General features: G+C 71.9%; 14 protein-coding genes and 1 pseudogene. 6 read left to right on the forward strand and 9 right to left on the reverse strand.

Going from position 1 to position 15,589, the window contains the following annotated elements:
- Positions 1-100: 100 nt before the first annotated feature.
- Positions 101-2,350: an MMPL family transporter gene (locus EMA09_RS18450; protein ID WP_129842115.1), complete on the reverse strand. Its 2,250-nt coding sequence runs from the start codon at positions 2,348-2,350 to the stop codon at positions 101-103.
- A gap of 300 nt (positions 2,351-2,650) precedes the next feature.
- On the opposite strand from EMA09_RS18450, the gene EMA09_RS18455 reads away from it, so the two are divergent.
- The 4 genes from EMA09_RS18455 to EMA09_RS18465 all read left to right on the forward strand — a co-directional run bounded on the left by EMA09_RS18455 (position 2,651) and on the right by EMA09_RS18465 (position 7,821).
- Complete coding sequence (locus EMA09_RS18455; RefSeq protein ID WP_240796689.1) at positions 2,651-6,013, forward strand: S41 family peptidase; 3,363 nt, start codon at positions 2,651-2,653, stop codon at positions 6,011-6,013.
- Between the two features lie 97 nt (positions 6,014-6,110).
- A complete protein-coding gene (locus EMA09_RS28435; protein WP_168220760.1) occupies positions 6,111-6,287 on the forward strand; it encodes a hypothetical protein in 177 nt (58 codons plus the stop codon).
- A 135-nt stretch (positions 6,288-6,422) separates the two neighbouring features.
- Positions 6,423-6,872 (forward strand): hypothetical protein, encoded by a 450-nt coding sequence (locus EMA09_RS18460; protein WP_129842117.1) that lies wholly within the window; start codon positions 6,423-6,425, stop codon positions 6,870-6,872.
- Between the two features lies 1 nt (position 6,873).
- On the forward strand, positions 6,874-7,821 hold the full coding sequence (locus tag EMA09_RS18465; RefSeq protein ID WP_129842118.1) for a hypothetical protein: 948 nt from the start codon (positions 6,874-6,876) through the stop codon (positions 7,819-7,821).
- Here EMA09_RS18465 and EMA09_RS18470 read toward each other — a convergent pair.
- From EMA09_RS18470 to EMA09_RS18490, 5 genes and pseudogenes are all read right to left on the reverse strand, one after another.
- Positions 7,778-8,362: a Uma2 family endonuclease gene (locus EMA09_RS18470; RefSeq protein ID WP_129842119.1), complete on the reverse strand. Its 585-nt coding sequence runs from the start codon at positions 8,360-8,362 to the stop codon at positions 7,778-7,780. The genes EMA09_RS18465 and EMA09_RS18470 overlap by 44 nt on opposite strands.
- A 118-nt stretch (positions 8,363-8,480) precedes the next feature.
- Positions 8,481-8,588 (reverse strand): annotated as a pseudogene (locus tag EMA09_RS29040) (DUF3626 domain-containing protein); the annotation flags it as partial.
- Positions 8,589-8,667: 79 nt separating this feature from the next.
- Positions 8,668-9,237 carry a hypothetical protein gene (locus EMA09_RS18480; RefSeq protein WP_346655870.1) on the reverse strand — a complete coding sequence of 190 codons (570 nt, stop codon included), beginning with the start codon at positions 9,235-9,237 and terminating at the stop codon, positions 8,668-8,670.
- 63 nt (positions 9,238-9,300) lie between these two features.
- Complete coding sequence (locus tag EMA09_RS18485) at positions 9,301-9,795, reverse strand: SAM-dependent methyltransferase (RefSeq protein ID WP_129842121.1); 495 nt, start codon at positions 9,793-9,795, stop codon at positions 9,301-9,303.
- A 53-nt stretch (positions 9,796-9,848) separates the two neighbouring features.
- The gene (locus EMA09_RS18490) at positions 9,849-10,421 is read right to left on the reverse strand and encodes an HD domain-containing protein (protein ID WP_129842122.1); all 573 of its coding nucleotides are present in this window, start codon (positions 10,419-10,421) and stop codon (positions 9,849-9,851) included.
- A 262-nt stretch (positions 10,422-10,683) separates the two neighbouring features.
- On the opposite strand from EMA09_RS18490, the gene EMA09_RS18495 reads away from it, so the two are divergent.
- On the forward strand, positions 10,684-10,989 hold the full coding sequence (locus EMA09_RS18495; RefSeq protein ID WP_346655839.1) for a hypothetical protein: 306 nt from the start codon (positions 10,684-10,686) through the stop codon (positions 10,987-10,989).
- Entirely contained in the window at positions 10,982-12,166 is a 1,185-nt protein-coding gene (gene tgmC / locus EMA09_RS18500) for an ATP-grasp peptide maturase system methyltransferase (RefSeq protein WP_168220761.1), read from the forward strand. The genes EMA09_RS18495 and tgmC overlap by 8 nt, the downstream gene beginning before the upstream one ends.
- Before the next feature lie 21 nt (positions 12,167-12,187).
- Here the strand turns inward: tgmC and EMA09_RS18505 are convergent, their stop codons facing one another.
- The 3 genes from EMA09_RS18505 to EMA09_RS18515 are packed head-to-tail and all read right to left on the reverse strand — an operon-like array spanning position 12,188 to position 15,289.
- On the reverse strand, positions 12,188-13,963 hold the full coding sequence (locus EMA09_RS18505) for an ABC transporter permease (RefSeq protein WP_129842125.1): 1,776 nt from the start codon (positions 13,961-13,963) through the stop codon (positions 12,188-12,190).
- A gap of 1 nt (position 13,964) precedes the next feature.
- Positions 13,965-14,777, reverse strand: a complete 813-nt coding sequence (locus EMA09_RS18510; protein ID WP_129842126.1) for an ABC transporter ATP-binding protein — start codon at positions 14,775-14,777, stop codon at positions 13,965-13,967.
- A complete protein-coding gene (locus tag EMA09_RS18515) occupies positions 14,774-15,289 on the reverse strand; it encodes a PadR family transcriptional regulator (RefSeq protein WP_240796464.1) in 516 nt (171 codons plus the stop codon). Before EMA09_RS18515 ends, EMA09_RS18510 begins: the two co-directional genes overlap by 4 nt.
- Positions 15,290-15,589 lie beyond the last annotated feature (300 nt).

Here is a 15,589-nt window from a genome sequence, read left to right on the forward strand (position 1 = left end):
CGGAACGGGAGCGGACGGCCGGGAGCCCGGCCCCGCGCGGTGGCGGGGCCGGGCTCCCTCACGACGACACCCGGTGTGCGGCCCTCGGGCCGGGGTCGGTTCAGCCGACGGACGCGGTCTCCCGTTCGCGCGTCACGGCGTCGCGGCCCTTGCCCTGCTGCTGGAGGTACTTCTCCAGGGACTCGCCCTCCACGTCCACGTTCGGCAGGATGCGGTCCAGCCACTTCGGCAGCCACCAGGCGCGTTCCCCGATGAGGCCGAGGACGGCGGGCACGATCGTCATGCGGACGACGAACGCGTCCAGCAGGACGGCGACCGCCATGCCGAGGCCCATCATCTTCACCATGGCCTCGCCGGAGACCGCAGCGAAGGCACCGAACACGCTGATCATGATGATCGCCGCGGCGGTGACGACGCGCGCGTTCAGGTTGAACCCGGTGACGACGGTCTGGTGCGCGTCCTCGCCGTGGACGTGCGCCTCGCGGATGCGGGTCACGAGGAAGACCTCGTAGTCCATCGCCAGACCGAAGATCACACCGACCATGAAGATCGGCATCATGCTCATGATCGGGCTGGTCTCCTCGACCCCGATGAGGCTCGCGGCCCAGCCCCACTGGAACACCGCGACGACCACGCCGAGCGCGGCCAGCACGGACAGCAGGAAGCCGAGCGCGGCCTTCAGCGGCACCAGGATCGACCGGAAGACGAGGATCAGCAGCACGAACGCCAGGCCCACGACCAGGATCAGGTACGGGACGAGCGCCTCCGTCATGACCTTCGAGAAGTCGCTCTGGATGGCGGTCTGGCCGGAGATCAGCATGTGCGCGCCGGTGGCCTCCTCGAAGTCGTCGGCGAAGTCGCCCCGCAGGTCGGCCACCAGGTCGGTGGTCTCCTGGCTGGACGGCCCGGACTCGGGGAAGACCGACACGGTCGCGACGGTGCCCGTCTCGTTCGGGATGGCGGGGCCGGTGGCCACCACGTCCTCGTAGCCCTCGAGACGTTCGGCCAGCTCCTGGCCGGCGGCCTGGATGTCGACACCGTCGCCGCCGTCGAGGACGACGACCAGCGGGCCGTTGAAGCCGGCGCCGAAGCCCTCGCTCAGCATGTCGTACGCCTTGCGCTGCGTCGTGTCCTCCGGCTGCACGCCGTCGTCGGGCAGGCCGAGCTCCATGCTGGCGACGGGCACCGCGAGGACGCCCATGCCGAGGATCGCGGTCACGAGGACCACGCCGGGGCGGCGCAGGACGGCGCGCGCCCAGCGGGAGCCCATGTTCTCCTTGCCGTTCTTCTGCAGCGCGGAGGGGACACCCGTCTCCGGGTTCTGGCGGCGCTGGCGGCGGCCGAAGACCAGCTTGCCGACCATGCCGAGAGCGGCGGGCACCAGCGTCAGCGCGATCAGCACCGCGATGACCACGGTCGCGGCGGCCGCGAGGCCCATCTTCGTGAGCAGCGGGATGTTGACGATGGCGAGGCCGGACAGGGCGATGACGACGGTGAGGCCGGCGAAGACGACGGCGGAACCGGCGGTGCCCGCCGCGCGGCCCGCGGCCTCCTCACGGCTGTGGCCCGCCATCAGCTCCGCGCGGTACCGGGAGACGATGAACAGCGCGTAGTCGATGCCGACGGCGAGGCCGATCATCGTCGCCAGGATGCCGGTCATCTCGGACAGGCCGAGCGTCGCGCTCAGCGCGGCGATGCCGAGCGACCCGGCGGCCACACCGATCAGCGCGGTCAGCAGCGGCAGACCGGCCGCGACCAGCGCGCCGAAGGTGATGAACAGCACGATCGCCGCCACGAGGACGCCGATCATCTCGCCGCCGCCCATCTCCATCGGCCCCATGGCCACGGAGCCGGACGCCTCGACGGTGAGCCCCTGGTCGCGCGCGAGCTCCATCGCGTCCATCAGCTCTTCGTGCATGGCCTCGTCGACCGCCGAGTCCTTCACGTCGTACTCGACGGTGGCGTAGGTGGTCGAGGCGTCGGGGCTGACGGTCGGGTTGTTCTCGTCGAACGGGTCGCTGACGTTCGTGACGTGCTCGGCGTCACGCATCGCGTCGAGCGTGTCCTCGACGGCGGACTGGTTCAGGGAGGCGGTTATCTCCTGGCCGTCGGGGGCACGGAAGACTATGCGGCCCTCCATGTTCTCCATGCTGGCCTGCGGGAACTCCTCGTTGAGGATGTCCATGGCCTGCTGGCCCTCGGTGCCGGGCAGCTCGAAGGTGTCCTCCGGCGGGTCGCCGGCCGTGGCGGCGCCGAAGCCGATCGCCACGAGGGCCGCCAGCCAGGCCAGGCCGACCCACCAGCGGCGCCTGAAGCACAGGCGGCCGAGTTTGTACAGAAACGTAGCCACGGGGCAGGGTCTCCTGTCCGGATGTCGTGTGTCGTGTGGTCGTAAGGTCCTGCGCGGGAGGCGGGAGAGCCGGGCACGAGGCCGTCGGCTCACCCCGTGGGACGCCCTTCCGCCGGTGTGGGGATGAGCCGCCGCAAGGCTTTGTGACTGGAATCACAGGCGCGGCGCGAGGAGGACTTGCCGCCCCCCGGGGAGCCGAAGCATGGACCCGTGAGCCACTCATCCCACTCATCCGTCCCGTCCTCCACGGCTGCCCGGGAGGGCGGACCCGAATCAGGCGGATATCTCCGCTTCCCCCATCTGCACGGGGACGCGGTGTGCTTCGTCGCCGAGGACGATCTCTGGCTGGCACCCTTGCCGAGCCCCGGCCACAAGGCGCCCGCACGCGCCTGGCGGCTCACCGTCGATCGTACGCGTCTGGGCCCGCCGAGGTTCTCGCCGGACGGGCGTCACATCGCGTTCACGAGCTGGCGCACGCACGACCCCGAGATCCACGTCACGGCCGTCGAGGGCGGCGGCCCGGCCCGCCAGCTCACCCACTGGGCGTCCTACGACACCCGCGTCTGCGGCTGGACCCCGCCCGACGCGGCCGGCGAGAGCCGGATCCTCGCGGTCGGCTCGCACGGGCAGCCGTTCACCTACTTCACCTGGGCGTACACCGTGCCGCTCACCGGCGGCCCCGGCGACCAGCTCCCGTGGGGGCCGGTCGCCGACATCGCGGTCACCGGGGGCGGCGGCGACCGCAGGACCCTGCTGCTCACCGGCAAGGCCCCGCACGAGCCGGCCGTGTGGAAGCGCTACCGGGGCGGCGCCACCGGCAAGCTCTGGTACCACGGCACGCGCATCGCGGCCGGTCTCGGCGGGCACGTCGACAGCCCGATGCTCGTCGACGGCCGGGTCGCGTTCCTCTCCGACCACGAGGGCGTCGCGAACCTCTACTCCTGCCGCCCCGACGGCACCGAGCTGTGGCGGCACACCGACCACGACGCGTTCTACGCCCGCCACGCCTCGACCGACGGGCGGCGCGTGATCTACCAGTGCGCGGGCGACCTGTGGGTCGTGGACGCGCTCACCCCCGACTCGCGGCCCCGCCGCCTCCCGATCCGCCTCGACGGGCCGCGCACCGGGCGGCGGCCGTACCAGGTGCGGACCGCGGGACACATCGACTCGCTCGCCGTCGACACGACGGGCCGGGCCAGCGCCGTGTGCGTACGCGGCGCCCTGTACTGGCTCACGCACCGCGACGGCCCCGCGCGCGCCCTCACCACGGAGAGCGGGGTGCGCGTCCGGCTGCCCGAGATGCTCGGCGACACCGGGCGCGTGGCGTACCTCACGGACGCGGACGGCGAGGACGCCATCGAGATCGCCCACCTGCCGCGCGCGAGCGGCGGGCGGGATCCCGTGCGGATCGCGGGGGGCGCGCTCGGGCGTGCGCGGGAGATGGTCGCCTCGCCCGACGGGACCACCCTCGCGGTCGCGGCGCACGACGGGCGGCTGCTGATCGTCCGGGTGCCGGCGGACGAGGCGGCGGAGGAGGCCGGGGAGACCACCGGGGAGACCATCGAGGAGACCATCGAGGAGACCACGGAGGAGACCGCCGGGGAGGCGGCTGGCGGCGTGGACGCGGGCGAGGTCGCCGAGGACGTCGTCGAGGTCATCCGCTCCGTGAACGGCCCGGTCCGCGACCTCGCGTTCTCCCCCGACTCCCAGTGGCTCGCCTGGGCACAGCCCGGCGTCGGCCGCTCCCTCACCCAGATCAAGATCGTGAAGCTGGCGCCCGGCGACCGGACCGTCCTGGACGTCACCGACGGCCGGTTCGAGGACGAGGAGCCCGTCTTCACGAGCGACGGCCGCTACCTCGCGTTCCTGTCCTGGCGCGGCTTCGACCCGGTCTACGACGTCCACACCGGCGACCTGTCGTTCCCGCTCGGCTGCCGCCCGTACCTCGTGCCGCTGTCGTCCGCGACGCGCTCGCCGTTCGCCATCACGCCCGAGGGCCGCCCCGCCGCCGGCGGCCTCGACCCCGACGACACGGGCAACGAGGACGGCACCGTGCACGTCGAGGCGGACGGGCTCGGCAGCCGCGTGACGCCGTTCCCGGTGGCCGCGTCCAAGTACTCGTCGCTGCGGCCGGTGGCGGGCGGCGGCCTCGTGTGGCTGCGCTGGCCGATCTCCGGCGCGCTCGGCGAGACGTTCGTCAACCCCGACGACACCTCGGGCAGGCCCACCCTCGAACACTTCGACCTCGCCAAGGCGAAGCGCACCGAACTCACCGACGACGTCGACTGGTTCGCCGTCAGCGGTGACGGTACCCGGCTCGTCGTCAGCGAGGACGACAGCCTGCGCGCCGTACCCGCCGCCGAGTCCGGCGACAGCGACTCCACGGTCTCCGTCGACCTGCGGCGCATCGTCCATGTCGCGGACCCGGCCGCCGAGTGGCGTCAGGCGTTCGACGAGGCCGGGCGGATCGTCCGCGACTACTTCTGGGACCCCGGCATGTCCGGCGTCGACTGGTCCGCCGTCCTCGACCAGTACCGGCCGCTCGTCGAACGGGTCGCGAGCCCCGACGAGTTCGCCGACCTGCTGCGCGAGACGGTGGGGGAGCTCGGCACCTCCCACGCGTACGTCAGCCCGGCCCGCCGCGACGAGGGACCGGCGCACTACCACCGCGCCCAGGGCCTCCTCGGCGCCAACTTCTCCCGCACCAAGGACGGCGCGTGGCAGCTCCGGCGCGTCCTGCCGGGCGACTCGTCCGACTCGCGCGCCCGCTCCCCGCTCGCCGGCACCGGCGTGCGGGAGGGCTCGCTGCTCACCCACGTCGGCGGGCGCCCCGTCGATCCGGTCACCGGGCCGTGGCCGCTGCTGGCCGGCACCGGCGGCACCAGCGTGGAGCTGACGTTCGCCGAGGAGGACAACCCGCGGGCGCGCCGCCGTATCGCCGTCGTCCCGCTGGTCGACGACCGGTCGCTGCGCTACCAGGACTGGGTGGTGCGGCGGCGCGAGGTCGTCCGCGAACTGAGCGGCGGGCGCTGCGGATACGTCCACATCCCCGACATGGGCGGCTCGGGCTGGGCGCAGTTCAACCGCGACCTGCGCCTCGAGTTCTCCCGGCCCGCGCTGATCGTGGACGTGCGGGGCAACGCGGGCGGCCACATCAGCGAACTGGTCGTGGAGAAGCTGACCCGCACCATCCTCGGCTGGGACCTCACGCGCAACGAGCAGCCCGTCTCGTACGCGTCGAACGCGCCGCGCGGCCCGGTCGTCGCCGTCGCCGACGAGGCCACCTCGTCGGACGGGGACATGATCACGGCCGCGTTCCGGCTGCTCGGGCTCGGCCCGGTCGTCGGCACGCGCACCTGGGGCGGTGTCGTCGGCATCACCGGCGACCACCAGCTCGGCGACGGGACGGACATCACCGTGCCGATGAACGCCGCCTGGTTCCGCGAGTACGGGTGGGGCGTCGAGAACTACGGCGTCGACCCGGACATCGAGGCGGTGCGCGGCCCGGTGGACTGGGCGGAGGGCCGCCCCATGGTGCTGCAGACGGCCGTACGGGTTGCGCTCGACCTGCTGGAGCGCACGCCCGCGGCCGAGCCGCCCGGCTACGAGGACGTCCCGGACCGCAGCCGCCCCGCCCTGCCACCGCGCACGGCCTGTCCCTGATGCCCGACATGCGCCGAATGGCCGTACGTGCGACGCTGGTGTTCCCGACCGCGGCGGCGACCGCACCGACGGGCACCGACAACGGAGGAGCGAGAGCATGGGTTTCTCGGACAAGGCGAAGGACCTGCAGAAGCGCGCCAAGGAGACGATGAACGACAAGGAGAAGCGCGACGAGATGATGAGGCGCGGCAAGGAGCAGGGGAAGAAGACGATGGACCGCGCCAAGCAGAAGCGCGACGAGTCGCGGCGCGGTGACGACGACACGTCGCACTGACGCCGGCCCCCCTGCCGTGGGGCGCGTCCCGCCGTGGACGCGCCCCGCACGCGCGTCGGGCGCGGGCGTACGGGAGCGCGGACCGGCGCGCAACTCCGTTCCGTACCGGGCCGGTTGCCCGGTACGGTCGGCGGTGTGAGCGACATCCCCGACGCCGCGCCGGGTGACCCGGCGGAGGTGCGTGCCGGCATCGCCGACATGTGCCAGGACCTGGACGAGATCCGCGCCGCGCTGGCCGGCACGCCGGGCGAGGCCGCCCTCGACGCCCTGGTGCGGGCCGTGCGCGACGGCTCGGACGCCGACCGCGCGGCCGCGCTCCGGGCCGTGGACGACGCCCTCGCCGACACGGACGAGGACGCCGCGTACGACGACATCTCCTACCGCGAGGCCCCGGGGCTGCCGTACGGTCCGCCGCCGGCCGGGAACCGTGGCTTCGCGCTCCCGCCGTGGAGCTCCACCCCGGCGTCCGTCGTCTTCCTGTGCCCCACGGGCGGCTGCTCGCGCCACGAACGCGCCACGCACGCCCACGCCTCGCCCCCCGCGTGCGCCCTCACGGGGCTGCCGCTCCGCTGGGAACGGCTCTGACGTGGGCGGCCTGCTCACCGAGCTGGGCAAGCACCTCGCCGAACGCTGGCTGTCCCTCCTCGTCCTGCCCGGCGCCCTGTTCCTGGCCGCGCTCACGGCGGGGCACACCCTCGGGCACGCGGACCCGTTCGACGCGGGCCGGCTCGCCGACCGGCTCGACGCGTGGGCCGCGTCCCCGCGCCTCGACGGCACGGGCGGGCCGGCGCTCGTCCTCCTCGCGGTCCTGCTGGCGGCGGCGGGCGCGGGCCTCGCGGCACAGGCACTCGGCTCCGCCGCCGAACGCTGGTGGCTGACCCCGGCCTCCGCACCGCACCGCCTGACCGCCGCGCGCCGCCGCCGCTGGGACGCCCGCAGCGCGGCGTACGAGGAGCGCCTGGACGCCCTGGCCGCCGCCCGCGCGGCCGGCACACCCCCGCCACCGGGACCGACCCCGGCCGAGGCCCGCCGCCGCGTGGACACGATCGCCCTGGAGGCACCGGCGCGCCCGACGTGGATGGCGGACCGGATGAACGCACCGGCCGTCCGCCTGGAGCGCGAGTACGCCCTGGACCTGGCGACGGTGTGGCCGCACCTGTGGCTGGTGGCGCCCGACACGACACGGACCGAACTGATCGCGGCCCACGAGACGTTCCGCCGCGCGGCGACCCTGGCGGGCTGGGGCGTGATGTACGTGACGGTGGGCGCGCTGTGGTGGCCCGGCCTGCTGATCGCGGCGGCGACGACGACGGTCGCATGGCGCAGGGGCAGGACGGCGGTGGACACGTACGCGAACCTGCTGGAAGCGGCGGCACGCCTGCACGCACCGGAACTGGCGCACTACCACGGCATCACACCGGAACCGGAACGCCTGACACGCGAGACAGGCTGGCAACTGACCTGCCTGGCACAGGGCCAGTCACACCTGATCACCCTGACGCGGCAACCCCCGGCTGTCCCAGATCGACGGTGACGGGGAACGGCGCGGCGGCCTTGATCACACCGGTGAAGAGATCGGCTTCCCGGTAGGCCCTGGTGGCGGGGTCGAGGACATAGGTGTAGACGAGGGGGACGCCCGTGGCGGCCTGCTCGACACGCCAGTAGAAGGCGATGCCTGCCGTGGCGTACTGGTCCACCTTCACGATCCGGTCGGTCGTCTCGGAGCCGGGTGACACGACCTCGGCGACCAGGAGCACATGCTCGGGCCGGGTGGGGGAGAGGTCGATGGTGTCCGCCCGGTAGACGACGACGTCCGGGCGGCGGTTGATGAGAGGGACGTCCTGCAGACGGACATCGAAATCGGTGTCCGCGTTCCACTCCGGCCCGGCTGCGGCATCCAGGGCATTCGCCAGAATCCGGGCCAGCCGATTGTGCCGCTTGGACGAGCTCGGGCTCACCAGGACCATCCCGTCCACGATCTCAATACCGGCACACTGTTCCTCGGACCAGGAGTCGTACTGCTCCGCGCTGATCTGTGTATGCATCCACGCGGGTGCCACCATCTCGGCGGTCATGGTGTACCTCCTCCGAGGACCCTGACATTTCCGGCGTTGCTGGACTGAGCCTACCGCCTCGCCGGGTGAAGGAGAGGGCGATGCCCGGCCCCTTGCACTTACGGCCGGGAACGTCCCCTCAATGACATGGTGCGCTGAATCGCGCCAGGTAGTGCCACACCCTTTTGAGCGCCTGCGGATCGTGACGGTCCGTGCGTGCGGCGTCTCCGATGATGCGCGGATCGACGGGCGGGCTTGCCGGCGATCACGGTCGGGGGCGTACGTCGGACGGTGCGCGTCTTCGCGTGGTCCGTGAGGGGACAGCGTCACGGTTCGGACAGCATGCCCATGCCGGGCGTATCGATTGGGCGGCCTTCTTCCCACAGGGTTTCCACGTGGGTTGCGAACCGGTCGAACATGCCGTCGTCCTGGAGTCGTCGCAGGTGCAGCATGGGTGAGTCGTGCCCGACCAGGTTGGCGAGGTGCGGGGTGACGAGCATCTGGTCGTCGAAGCGGAATACCGAGAGGCTGATGTGGCCCTCATGGTCGCTGAACCGCGCCTGGATTCCGCCCACGTCGGAGAGTCGGTTCAGATGCTCCAGGGTGATCCGGATGCGGGTCGAGACGGTCAGGGCCGTCTGCTCCACCGCCTCACGCCGGCGCGTCAGGTCGGCATCCGGGTCGCCGAGGAGAAACCGCACCGCGACGCCCGCGCGGGCCTTGCGGGTGAGTGCGTGCGCGAGGTTCGAGTGATCGAGCCAGAGGAAATAGTTCGTGTATCCGGCGAAGGTCAGTTCGGATTCGGCGTCCGTGATGAGCGATCTCCACACGGACGAGGGACAGGCCGACCGGTACGGATAGACGGTGACGATCTCACGGTCCGCCCCGGTCTTCATCACGGCTCTGGCAGCTCCGGGCCACAGCATGTCTTCGTCCCCGGTCGATAACGTGCGTTGCACCTAGGCTTGAGGGTGTTGCTCGGTCGGTGCGTAGTAGTCCGTGAGCATTTCCGTGACCCAGTTCGGCTGGTGCACGTCTCCGCGTGGTCCCATCTCGCTGAACCAGGGCTTGATGTCGAGGACCGGTGTGCCGTCCACGGCGTCGAGATCTTCGACGTGGAGGTCGAGGCCGTCGATGTGCAGCAGTCGGCAGCGTGAGACGCCGATCCAGTTCTGCCGGCGCATGTTCCGGTGGGCGAAGATCCCGCCGGCCGGCCAGTCGGGATTGTCCCTGGGACGGCGGGGTTCGGGGTGCAGGTCGGAGGGGTCGGTGAGGTGGAAGCGGAAGACGACCTCGATGTGGGAGAAAGCCTCCAGACCGACGACGGCCCCCTCGGTGAACCGGTTTCCGTCGATCCGGATGACCGCCCGCGTGCCACCCCAGTAGTCATCGGTCGGCTCGACCCGCCCACCGACCACATGCGCCACCGGCACAACCGCCAACTCGTCAGCCACAGTTCCCCCTACTCACCCTCGCTGCCCATCCAACGCGTGCCACCGTGCCTCGCCTACCGGAGGAACGTGCGCTGCCATTCCGCCGAGGACATATCCTGGGCCGCGTCAGCCAGCGCGATGGCCGACTTGGTCTTGAGTTTCGCACGAGTGCTGTCCACCCACTCCTGGGCATTACGGTATCCCTGCTCCAGGTATTCCAGCCCCTGGATCATGCATTCCAGCTTGTCCGCGTCATGGGCGACGAGCACCTCGAGTGAGTCGCCCGTCTCGTACTCGTTGACGATCGCCTGGATACCTGCGGCCACCGCCGGGTGTGCGTCGGCGACCTGGTCCGCCGTCACGTCTTCGTTCTTGGCCGCGGTGAGATACCGCCGCCCGATCCACGGAATATCGCCGACACGGGTCTCCTGCGTGTCGTGGAAAGTGCACAGCAGAGCCACCTTCGCCGGATCGGCCCCTTCGAGCATCGCCAGCACGGACCCGATGACGGCGGTACGGAAGCTGTGCTCGGCGATCGTCTCGGGATCCTTGACACCCGCGATCCACCAACCGCTGCGCTTACCGCGCTTGAGCGCGCCCATCTCCATGAGATAGCCGACCGAACCTCGGGCGTGCTGCTTGTCCATCGCGGGGTCCTCTCCGGTGATCAGGTTCTCGTCCGTAGACCGTAGTGCAGTTGTTCCAGCTCCCGTCGTGCACGCGACGACGTGGTCTCGGAGTCGAGCAGGTGCACGATCCGGTCGGCCAACTCGGACGCAGCGCACGGGTCAGCCGCCAGTACGCCGGGGTGCGCTGCCAGCAACGCCCAGACGGAGTGCACGTTGAGGTCGATGCCGGTCTTCCGTCACCTGACCGCCCAGCAACTAGGCGGCTGACATTCGTACCACCGTGATCGGCGACAGAGTTTTTTCGGTCCGGATCGAGTCGGACGTTCTCGACTGGCGGACATCCTACGGCCGCAACACTTACACCGTGGTGGACACCCCACCCGGTATCAGAGCCTCCCTCTTCTCCTATCTTCGCTGTTTCGGGTTGGTCTTCGGCGCCTTCGACTTCGCTGTGACCGACCGTGACGCGTGGATCTTCCTCGAATGCAACCCATCCGGGCAATGGGCATGGCTCGAACATGAGACGGGCCTCCCCATGGTGGCCGCGTTCGCCGACCTGTTGGAGAAAGGCAGCACACATGGCTGAGACCGACAAGGTTGCCGCTCGGTTGCGGAGGCAGCTTGCCGAGCGGCTGGTTGAGGACGGGCATCTCCGGTCGGCGGAGTGGCGGGCCGCCGTCGAGGAGGTGCCGCGACACGCGTTCCTCTCGTCGGGGTTCTTCCGGCCCGTGCCCGGATCCTCGCCCACGGCCTACGCGCCGGTGCTGCCCGATGAGCGGGCCGAGTCCTGGCTGGCCTCCTGCTACGCGGATGAATCCCTCGTCACGCAGATCGCCGGTGTGATCGAGCCGAAGGACATCACGGGCACCATCGCGCGCCTTCCGTCGTCCTCGTCCACCCTGCCGTCGCTCATGGTCGACATGCTGGAAGCCCTCGACGTGCGGGACGGCGACACAGTGCTCGAAGTCGGGACCGGCACCGGCTACAACGCCGCCCTGCTCGCCCACCGGGTCGGTGCGGAGAATGTCACGACCGTGGACACGGACGCGGCGATTGCGGCCAAGGCGCGCAACGTCCTGTGGACCCTGGGTCATCACGTCACGGTCGTCACCGGCGACGGGCGTCATGGTCACGCGGAGCGGGCTCCGTACGATCGCACCATCGCGACCTGCGGTGTCGCGCACGTCCGGCCGGAGTGGGTGGCCCAGACGAAACCCGGCGGCATCGTCCTGACCACGGTCCGGGGCGGGCTGTGGTCCTCCGGTCTCGCGAAGCTCACCGTCCACGACGACGGTACGGCGGAAGGCCCGTTCGTCTCCGAGGCGTCGTTCATGCGGGCGCGCCAGGAGGAACCCGACGCCGACCTCACGCTCCCCGGCGCGGACGAGGGAGTCCGAAGGGGGACTGGACTCACCTCGGACGTCCTGGACGACTGGACGGTCCGCTTCCTCATCGACAACTGCATCGACGGCCTGTCGCTGATCAGCGGCGTCAGCCTGAACGGCGGGCCTCCGAGCGACTGTCTCCTGCACCCCGGTTCGGGCTCGTTCGCCGTCCTGTCGGGCGACACGGTCAGGCAGGGCGGGCGGATGCTCCTCTGGGACCGCGTGGAGGAGGCCATCGGCCGGTGGAAGGCGGCGGGCTCCCCGGCCGTCACGGATCTGCGTGTCCGGCTGACGCCCCACGAGCAGCGGATCTTCCTGCCGGGGGTTGCTGCGGCATGGTGGGCCAAGCCCCTCGGGTCGTCCGCGCGTTCGGGGTGATGATCGAGGGGCGATGTGCCGTCATGCCAGGTCGGTGTTCAGGGAGTGGCCTGCTGGTTTCCGGGTGTGCAGCCATGCGGGGAGTGCTGTCAGTGCCGTCACCGCCAGCACGATGGTCACCGCCGCCGTGAGCATCCATGATGTCGGTGGTGTCACCGTCGTCCCGAACAGCCAGTACAGGACCAGTCCCGCCGGGATGCCCAGCGCCGTTCCCAGGATCGCGGGCAGCAGTTGTGTCACGCACAGCGCCGATACGACCTGGCCGGGCGTTGCGCCGAGGGTGCGGGAGACGGTCAGGGTGCGGCGTGCCTGTACGGCGGTGCTCCAGCCGAGCAGTACGGCGTTGAGTGTCGACAGCGCCACCAGGACCAGGGTGATGCCGAGCAGCGTCTCGCCGGTGCTGTCGGTCCGGATGTCGACGGGGCCGAAGCGCTGGTGGTCGGGGGCAGCGGCGAGTTCGGTGCGGAAGGCGAGCATCGCCGTGACCATGAGGCCGGTCGTCGCCGTGCCGACGACCGCCAGGGCGGCCCGGCCCGGTCGGCGGGCCAGCAGCCGGACGCCGAGCAGCATCGATGTCGGCAGGTGGGCCGTCATGGCGTTCAGACGTGGGTGGCGCGTGACGAGATGCGCCGGGTCCGTCAGCGCGTCGACGGTGCTGGCACGCGCGACGCGCACGGCGGGCGCCACCGCGCCCACCGTGGAGACCACGGCGGCGAGGATCGCCGCGGCGAGGGCGGTGCCGCCGTCCGGAGGGCTCGCGGTGGTCAGCAACCCGGCGCTCGGGTCGGCCAGTCCGGGTGCGACGAGGCAGCCGGCGGCCAGTCCGAGCCCGGTGGCCAGGGCCGTCAGCAGCAGGTATTGCGCGAGCAGGACGACGGTGACCGTGCCGGGACCCGCGCCGACGGCCTTCAGCAGTCCCGCACGCCGGTTGTCGCGGCCGGCGCGTACGGTGGCCAGCGCGGTGAGCGTGACGATCGCGGCCACGGCCAGCAGCCAGGCGCCGACGACGAGGGCGGGCCGCGTCCCCCTGATCAGCTTCACGTCGTCCTGCAGCACGCCCTGCCACACGTGGGTGTGGATCCAGGACTCGCCCGTGATCTCGGGCGTGAACACGGTGTCGCGCCACAGGCCGGGCGCGCCCGGGTCGTCCAGGCGCACGTGGATCAGGTGCACGCCGGTGGTGTCGCCAGCCGCCGCGCGCGCGTCCTCGGCGGTGAGCCATATGCGGCCGCCGTAGTCGGTCGGCCCCGGCCCCTGCGCCCAGTCGCTCAGCGGGTATACCGGGGTCGCCGCGCTGATCGCGAGGCCGACGATCGGGTACGCGCGTCCGCTGATGGTGACCTCGTCGCCGACGCCCACGCCGAGTGCCTGCGCGAAGCCGCGTTCCAGCACCGCGCCGCCCGGGCTCACCCACGTCCCGGACGTCACGAGCGGCCGGTCGACGGCGGCCGGTTCGTCCTCGCGTCCCTCGACCGAGGTGGTAGCGGACCAGCCGCCCGCGTCGACGGTGGTGTGGAACGCGAAGACCGGCTCGCCCTGTGCGGCCACGCCGGGCAGGTCGGCGATGAGACCGGCCAGGCCGGACGGGTCGTCGGTCGTCGAGATGACGGTGATGTCGGGTCCCTCGGTGGCCGCGCGGGTCTTCAGGTACGAGGTCGCGACGGCGTCGTCGGCCGCGAGGCCGACCGTCAGGGACGTGGTCGCCGCGGTGACGGCGATCAGGAACATGACGGCCTCGCCGGGCCGGCGGCGCAGGTCGCGTACGAGAAGGCGCCAGATCAGCAGCACATGACCCACGTCAGCTCTCCCAGTTCAGCAGCGTGCCGAGCCGTTGCGTGTCGCCGCCGCCGAGGAGGGTGTCGTCGGCGAGGGTCCCGTCGCGCATCGATATGACGCGGTCGGCCGTGGCCGCGACGCGCTGGTCGTGGGTGACCACGACGAGGGACTGGCCGGCGGCGCGCAGTTCGCCGAAGAGCCGGAGGATCTCGTGGGTCGCGGCGGTGTCGAGGTTGCCGGTGGGCTCGTCGGCGAGGACGATCAGCGGCTCGTTGACCAGGGCGCGGGCGATGGCGATCCGCTGCCGCTGCCCGCCGGAGAGCTGGGACGGCAGGTGCCTGGCGCGGTCCGCGAGCCCGACCCGTTCGAGGAGCCCGGCGGCGCGGACGCGGGCGGCGCGCGGCGAGGTGCCGGCCAGCAGGGCGGGGAGCTGGATGTTCTCCGCGGCGGTCAGCTCGTCCATCAGATGGTGCGACTGGAAGACGAATCCGACGGTCCGGCGGCGCAGCCCGGCGAGCGCCCGCTCCCGCAGGTCGTCGATGCGATGGCCGCCGAGCCAGACCTCGCCGTCGGTGGGCCGGTCGAGGCCGCCGAGCAGCCCGAGCAGCGTGGACTTGCCGCAGCCGCTCGGCCCGGTCACGGCGAGCGTCTGCCCGGCCGGTACGGCGAGGTCGACGCCGTCGACGGCCCACACCTGGCTGTCGTGCTCCCCGTACAACCGTGAGAGGCCCACGGTCCGCAGCACCGGCGCGTCGCCGGACGCGCGCGCCGGTCCCGTGCTCCTGCCCGTGGCCCTCCGCCGTGACCGGTGCCCGGCCCGTGGCTCTTCGCTCATTCCTCCGCCTTCCCAGCGCGGGCGGACCAGGTCCGCCCGCATGCATCGAGCCAGCGCAGATCGGCCTGGAGCCGGAGCATCACGCCCTCCAGGAGCAGCCCGGCCTCCGGGCCGGCCGCGAGGGCGGCGCGCTGGGCCTCGGCGAGGGAGCGCAGCAGCTCCCGCCGCCGCCCGGCCACGAGCGCCAGCGGGTCGGCCAGATTCGACTCGGCCGCGGCGACGAGCTTCAGGTGGAACTCCGCCACGTCCTGCTGCGGACCGGCGTGCTCCGCCATCCACGCGACCGCGCGTTCGTGCCCCGCGGGGGTCGGCGCGTACACCTTGCGCCGCGGGCCGCGCACCGGCACGTCGTCGCGTTCGTGGGCGACGAGGCCGGCCTTCTCCAGCCGGGTGAGCGTCACGTAGATCTGGCCCGCGTTGAGCGCTTCGCCCAGCGGTCCGAGCGCCGCGCGCAGCCGCCTGCGCAGGTCGTACCCGTGCGACGGCTCCTTGACCAGCAGTGCCAGCACCACGTCCTGCACCTGCCACCCTCTCTGCGAACACCCAATAGATAGCGGTTATCCATTCGGGGCGTCAAACCACGCACCCGGACCGGCTCATCATCGACGGGAGTCCGCCCCTCGCGACACCGTCGCGCCCGCGCGTGGCCGCGCGCGCCGGTGCGCCGGGGTCAACGCACCACCCGACGCGTTCACCTGCGCGGGGGATGCCCGAGCCTGTGTCCGGACGGGATTTCGGCCGTAACGGGAGCGACGGCGGGGACGTCCGGGACGGCTGCGCCCCGGACGTACGGGACGCAGCGGACCGCCCGC

Source organism: Streptomyces sp. RFCAC02, assembly GCF_004193175.1.
Lineage (GTDB): Bacteria > Actinomycetota > Actinomycetes > Streptomycetales > Streptomycetaceae > Streptomyces.